This is a genomic window from Neisseria sp. MVDL19-042950 (assembly GCF_030504625.1).
GTDB lineage: Bacteria > Pseudomonadota > Gammaproteobacteria > Burkholderiales > Neisseriaceae > Neisseria.
Window position 1 is genome coordinate 21,968 of record NZ_JAUKWH010000019.1, and the last position, 6,177, is coordinate 28,144.

Annotated in this window: 7 protein-coding genes; 1 reads left to right on the plus strand and 6 read right to left on the minus strand. The window is 47.4% G+C overall.

The features are described from left to right. Positions 1–70: 70 nt before the first annotated feature. Entirely contained in the window at positions 71–448 is a 378-nt protein-coding gene (locus Q0X97_RS11500) for a surface-adhesin E family protein (protein ID WP_302067569.1), read from the minus strand. Positions 449–706: 258 nt separating this feature from the next. Between Q0X97_RS11500 and recQ the strand changes: the two genes are divergently transcribed. After that, complete coding sequence (recQ, locus tag Q0X97_RS11505) at positions 707–3,094, plus strand: DNA helicase RecQ (RefSeq protein WP_302067562.1); 2,388 nt, start codon at positions 707–709, stop codon at positions 3,092–3,094. A gap of 285 nt (positions 3,095–3,379) precedes the next feature. Here the strand turns inward: recQ and Q0X97_RS11510 are convergent, their stop codons facing one another. The 5 genes from Q0X97_RS11510 to Q0X97_RS11530 form a co-directional block, all read right to left on the minus strand. Continuing rightward, on the minus strand, positions 3,380–3,904 hold the full coding sequence (locus tag Q0X97_RS11510) for a hypothetical protein (RefSeq protein WP_302067563.1): 525 nt from the start codon (positions 3,902–3,904) through the stop codon (positions 3,380–3,382). Then, positions 3,901–4,119, minus strand: coding sequence for a hypothetical protein (locus Q0X97_RS11515; protein ID WP_302067564.1), 219 nt, complete (start codon positions 4,117–4,119; stop codon positions 3,901–3,903). The genes Q0X97_RS11510 and Q0X97_RS11515 overlap by 4 nt, the downstream gene beginning before the upstream one ends. Positions 4,120–4,288: 169 nt before the next feature. After that, positions 4,289–4,825 (minus strand): hypothetical protein, encoded by a 537-nt coding sequence (locus tag Q0X97_RS11520; protein WP_302067565.1) that lies wholly within the window; start codon positions 4,823–4,825, stop codon positions 4,289–4,291. Beyond that, positions 4,822–5,895, minus strand: a complete 1,074-nt coding sequence (locus tag Q0X97_RS11525) for a DUF6402 family protein (RefSeq protein ID WP_302067566.1) — start codon at positions 5,893–5,895, stop codon at positions 4,822–4,824. The genes Q0X97_RS11520 and Q0X97_RS11525 overlap by 4 nt, the downstream gene beginning before the upstream one ends. Before the next feature lie 14 nt (positions 5,896–5,909). Further along, positions 5,910–6,177 (minus strand): hypothetical protein (locus Q0X97_RS11530; RefSeq protein WP_302067753.1); only part of this gene is annotated, 268 nt, incomplete at its 5' end.

Sequence of the window (6,177 nt, forward strand, 5' to 3'; positions counted from 1 at the left end):
GCAAAAATAAAAAAGGAAAAATGCCCGGATTCATCGGAATCCGGACGACACGATCGAACAAGCTGCTCGCTTACAGTTTTTTGTCGCAAACCGCTTCAAATTGTTTTTCGGTTATCGAGCCCGACATCACGCTCAATGGGCGCAAACCGGCGGCGGTATAGGTTTCGTTAACCAGCACCGTGCCTTTTTCATCAATCAACTGCAAGGCCGTTAAGCGGTAGGTTTTGTTAACGCAGTGTATTTCCCAAGAGCCGATGGCGGTTTTGTATCTGGGCGTGTTCACATAACGCTCTTCGTTGGGCTTCTGCACGGTTTTTTTATCGCGGAAAGTAACGAGGTTGCCGTTTTTCTGAATGCTGTTGCGGTCGATGAAGGCTTTGATATTGCCGTTGGACGTGGTGCCGATTTTATCCCAGTGGCCGCTCAAGTTGGGGCCTTTGCCGCCCATATCGTCGACGGCCGCACAAGCGGCAATGCTTGAAACCAGAGTGGCGGCAGCGGTGCGGCGCAGAATAAGAGAGATGTTCATTGAGTTCCTTTCAGACGGCCTTCAGGCCATATTCGGTTTGTTTTTCAGACGGCCTCGAAAGGTTTCCGTTCATACCTTTCTCGGATTGCACGCGGATAAGCCCGCCGCAGAAAGTTATTCGGAAGCCGTTTAAAAAAGCTAAAATAACGGCTTTCTATAATATACGGAAACCGTTTCATGACCAAGCCGCCTGCCGCTCAAATTCTGCACGACGTTTTCGGCTACCCCGAATTCCGCGGCAGTCAGGCCGAGATTGTGGACACGCTTTCCGGCGGCAAAAGCCTGCTGGTGTTGATGCCTACCGGCGGCGGCAAATCGTTGTGTTACCAAATTCCCGCCATGATGCGCGAAGGCGTGGCCGTGGTGGTATCGCCGCTGATTGCCCTGATGAACGACCAAGTAGCCGCCCTGCATGCAGCGGGCGTTTCCGCAGCGTGCGTGCACAGCGGCACCACCCCCGACGAAGCTCGGCAGATTGCCGACGATATCCAGTCAGGCCGTCTGAAACTGCTTTACGTCGCCCCCGAACGCTTGGTTACCGAGCGTTTCCTGCGCTTTCTCGACCAACACACCATCAGCCTGTTCGCCATCGACGAAGCCCATTGCGTGAGCCAATGGGGGCACGACTTCCGCCCCGAATACCAACAGCTCGGCCTGCTGGCCGACCGCTATCCGCACGTTCCCCGCATCGCCCTCACCGCCACCGCCGATGCCGCCACCCGCGCCGACATCAAACACCATCTGCGTTTGGAAGACGCGGCCGAGTTCGTGGCCAGCTTCGACCGCCCCAACATCTATTACCAAGTGATTGAAAAAAACAACGGCAAAAAACAGCTTTTGCAGTTTATCCAAAAACAGATGATGGGGCAGAGCGGCATCGTTTATTGCCTGAGCCGCAAAAAAGTCGAAGACGTTACCGCCTTTCTGTGCGAAAACGGCTTGGATGCCATTCCCTATCATGCCGGCTTGAGCATGGACGTGCGCGAGGCCAACCAGCGGCGTTTTACCCGTGAAGACAACGTTATCGTCGTCGCCACCGTCGCTTTCGGCATGGGCATCGACAAACCCGACGTGCGTTTCGTCGCCCATCTCGACATGCCCCAAAGCGTCGAACATTTCTACCAAGAATCAGGCCGCGCCGGACGCGACGGCCTGCCCGCCGCAAGCTGGCTGTGCTACGGCCTCAACGACTGGGTGCTGCTGCGTGAACGCATCCAAACCGGCAACAGTGACGACATGCAAAAACAAATCGAACTGCAAAAACTCGATGCCATGCTGTCCGTATGCGAAACCGCCGACTGCCGCCGCGTACTGCTGCTCAAACACTTCGGCGAAGATTCCCAACCCTGCGGCCATTGCGACAACTGCCTGCACCCGCCCGTGCGCTTCGACGGCACCGTGCCCGTGCAAAAACTGTTGAGCTGCGTGTACCGCGTCGGCCAACAGTTCGCTACCGGCTACGTCATCAACGTATTGCGCGGCAAAAGCGACGACTGGATTATCCGCAACCGCCACCACCAGTTATCCACCTTCGGCATCGGCGACAACTTCACCGACAAAGAATGGCGCGGCGTCGTGCGCCAGTGCATCAGCCTCGGCTACCTCACCGTCAACCCCCTGCTTCACCAAGCACTGCAACTGACCGAAGCCGCCAAAACCGTGCTCAAAGGCAGCACACCCGTATGGCTGCGCCCGCTCAAACGCGACAAAGCCGCCACCCAAAAACCCAAAGAAGAATGGCTGCGCACCGAGCGCGAAGAACGCATCTGGCAGGCATTGCGCGCTTGGCGGCTCAAACGCGCACAGGCCGAAGAAGTGCCCGCTTATGTGATTTTCGGCGACAAAACCCTGCGCGACATCGTCGAAAAACTGCCCGCCGACCTCGCCGAACTGCACGACATCTACGGCTTGGGCGAAGCCAAAATCAACAGCTTCGGCGCAGACATCATCGAAGTGTGCCAAACCGCCGCCGCAAGCAGCAGGCCGTCTGAAAACCCGCAAAGCGGGTTTCGCCAAAGCGAACTTGGTGAGCTTCGCCCAAACCCGCCGGCCGCCGTATCCGACAGCCTTTCAGACGGCCTCGAAACCGAACGCGAGCGCCGGCTTTGGCAAGCCTTGAACGCATGGCGCAGCAGCAAAGCACAAGCGGAAGGCGTTACCCTGCACACCGTCTGCCCCGACGACAGCCTGCTCGATTTGATCCGCAACACCCCCGAAGAAGCCGACGACCTAAACGGCATCTACGGCTTGGGCGCAGTACGCATCGGCAAATTCGGCGGCGACATCTTGGCCGTCTGCAAACCCTTTTCAGACGGCCTCGGCAACGAAGCCAAACACAAACGCCGCCTGATGCGCGCCCTGATGCAATGGTGCGCCGCCACCGCCGAAACAGAAGGCGAACCCGAGCACACCGTCTTCAGCAAAATCACCCTGCGCGCCATCGCCGCCAAACAGCCGCAAACATTGGCAGAATTGGGCGGCATACACGGCGTGGGCGCAGACAAAATCGAAAAATACGGAGAGGCCGTGTTAGCAGTGTGCAGGCAACTGCAAGAAGTAACATAAACCCCGTTGGATAAATCTTTCAACAGAAATCAGACATAACATACATAAAAATAAGAGGCCGTCTGAAAAGTTGGGAATACTTTTCAGACGGCCTTCTAATAGCAAATTAACTTAAAAAACAATACGTCCATCATGCTCGGGCCAAGCACGGATATGACGGTATGTGTTACTGTGTAAGTGATTTAATCTATTCGGCATTCCAAAATCCCAAGAACTGTTCGCCGACATAATCATTAGGTGTCTTTGCCATAATAGGCCGTCTGAAAACTTTCAGACGGCCTATTGTCAAATTCGGTCGTTTCTGCACTTCAAATCCCTAGCAAGAATGAATTCATATTTTTCTTTAAGTTTTTTATCCGTCCCGCCTTCATGTTTTCTTGCAAACGGTTTCCACTCTTCAAAGGTGGGATAGGTGGGGTAAGGAAAGCATATAATTTGAAAAGAATCATCTTTATCAAATAAATAAAATAAAATCTCAACTGCTGCAATACCATAGTAAGTCTTACTGATTTGAAGCTCCCCTCTAACTTTTACGGCCTTATACTGCTGCTTAGTTAAGGGGTTTTCCAACACGAATACATAACTGTTTTTTTTCTCTTTTTCCCTGCAAATTAACAGTTGGTATGGCTTTCCACCCTTAATCCAGTCTTTTCCCTTACTCCCAGTATCTGCATAACATTGAAAATTTTTATTTAAATCAGAATATTGAGCTAGACTAACCCTATGCTCATCATAATAAAAATAAATTAAAAAGCCCGATAAAGCCAGCAACACAGGCAATCCGATCAGTATCAAAAACGTTTTTTTCATTTGTTAATCTCCACCTCGATTTCAAAATCCGGTGTCGGGACGGGCAGGATTTTGGAAAACAGCAGCATATCCCTGCCTTTCCACTGTTCTTTCGGTTTGCCCTGATTGGCCGCTTCCCGCCATCTTCTGAAGTCACTGTTGTTCACCGGCAGGAACAAATCGGTATGGATATTGTCTCCGTCCAAAAATGGTGTGGTTACTTTAAGCGAATTCAATTCTTTCCCCCTTGCGGCCTGTAGGTTGTCCAATACGCCATCGGCAAAGATTCTGACCCCTTTGGCATTCCCAAAACTAAAAAATGTTCGCCTACATAGTCGCAGGTATCTAGAGGAGGGAAGGAATTTAAAAATGTGCCGTCTGAAAAGTTTCAGACGGCACATTAGCTTAGATTTTATCATTTCTGCATTTTAAATCCTTTTGAAGAGTAGAATCATACATCTCACGCAAATCTTTCTGATAAGGATTGATTTTTTGTGGAAATGCGGTTTCTTGAGAGGCCTTTATTTCTTTTTCCGCGAAAGGTTTCCATTCTTCAAAGGTTAAATATTTCGGATAGGGAAAACAAATATGATGGTAATCTTCCCCTAAGCGAAAAGCAATTTCCACAGCTGCAATACTGTAATATTCTCTCCTTATTTCAATATCTTTTCCTCTAACTTTTATTGCTTTATATTTTTTTTGGGTTACAGAATTTTCTAAAAAAAACAAAGTAGTATCTGTATCGTCAATGTCATAGCAGGTTGTCAAATGATAAGGTAATTTATCCTTTACCCAATTATACTTATTGTAAGTATAACACTTTAAATTTATAGCATTAATATCCGATTCATTTATTAAGCTTATTTCATCAGATTTATAATGAAAATATATTAATGCCGTTGTTATAACTAATATGAATAAGATAATTTTTTTTGATTTCATTTTTTTACCTTATCTTCAATTATTACCTCAATATCAAGATTAGGAGTTGGCACAATCAGCAGTTCTGAGAAAAGCAGCATATCACGCCCTTTCCATTGTTCTTTTGGTTGGCCTTTGTTTGCCGTTTCCCGCCATCTTCTGAAATCACTGTTGTTAACCGGTAAAAACAAATCGATATGGATATTGTCTCCGTCCAGCAATGGTGCCGTTACTTTGACTGAATTCAATTCTTTGCCCAAAGCCGCTTTGCCGTTGTCGAATATACTGCCTGCCAAAATCCGTACGCCTTTTTCATTCCAAAATCCCAAAAACTGTTCGCCTACATAGTCATAGGTATCTTTGGCATAGACGGCAATTAAAGGAATCTTGGCACGGTATATATCACCCGATTTATGGGTAAGGATGATTTCATACGGTGCAGCGTATAATCCAAATGAACCGAAAGCAACAAACCAGTCTTCAATGGAAGATGGCCTGATAGGTTTTTCCTCAATAGAATCGCCAATCTTAATGTGCTGGAAGCTCCAATCTAAATGGTATTTCAAGATATTAGCAGAAGCTAAATGATGGAAAGTTCCTTTTGGTATATTTTCTTTATTTTTATTAATATTTTTTCTTAATTCCCCTTTTGCTTTTTCGCTATAAATAGATTGAGTAATTAATTCCTGATATTTTTTTTTAACTAAAGGAAAACTATCCAACCATTTCCAGGTTACAAAATTTGGTTGCACAATACCTTTTTTTAAAGCTTCTGCATCGTCCAATATCAATTCATTTCTTCTTTTCTGTTCTTTCGTAAACTCATAATAATCCCCCTCAAACCAAGCATCCTGCGCTTTCGCGCCCATATGCCAGCCATGATTCCTCATCACCGTGGCAATATCTCTCAGTTTGAAACGGTTCAGCGGAATATCTTGTTTGGGGAATCCGCCGTAGCGGTTGGGTGTGCTTACTTTTGCCTTGCACACAAGCATGGGGTTGCACTCAATCTTGACAATAACGGCCTCTCCTTCTTTTCTAGGCGCAACATCTTGTGTATAGACTTCTATAAATTTGGTTTTTTCTGCCATGCCTTTTTCCTTGATTACTCAATATCAATTTTGGTTTGCGGATAAATACTGATTTCAATTTCTTCAGATTTCATAGTATGGAATTTTTCAGCTTTCTTCTTATTGCTGCTTCCTGTTAGATTTTGCGTATCCGATTCCACATAAAAATCAATATTGTCAAGATATTTACCTGTTTTATCGTCAATAAACATAAATCTTTTACCATGCAGATAGCCAAGCGGAAAGGCTTCCAAAGGAACGGCCATTTCCTTCGGCCCCGTAACCTCCCAAGCCGCCGCCTTT

Excerpts from the sequence above, each read along its gene's own strand:
- Q0X97_RS11500 (WP_302067569.1), bottom strand. The coding sequence starts at position 448 with ATGGGCGGCAAAGGCCCCAACTTGAGCGGCCACTGGGATAAAATCGGC.
- recQ (WP_302067562.1), top strand. The coding sequence starts at position 707 with ATGACCAAGCCGCCTGCCGCTCAAATTCTGCACGACGTTTTCGGCTAC.
- Q0X97_RS11510 (WP_302067563.1), bottom strand. The coding sequence starts at position 3,904 with ATGAAAAAAACGTTTTTGATACTGATCGGATTGCCTGTGTTGCTGGCT.
- Q0X97_RS11520 (WP_302067565.1), bottom strand. The coding sequence starts at position 4,825 with ATGAAATCAAAAAAAATTATCTTATTCATATTAGTTATAACAACGGCA.
- Q0X97_RS11525 (WP_302067566.1), bottom strand. The coding sequence starts at position 5,895 with ATGGCAGAAAAAACCAAATTTATAGAAGTCTATACACAAGATGTTGCG.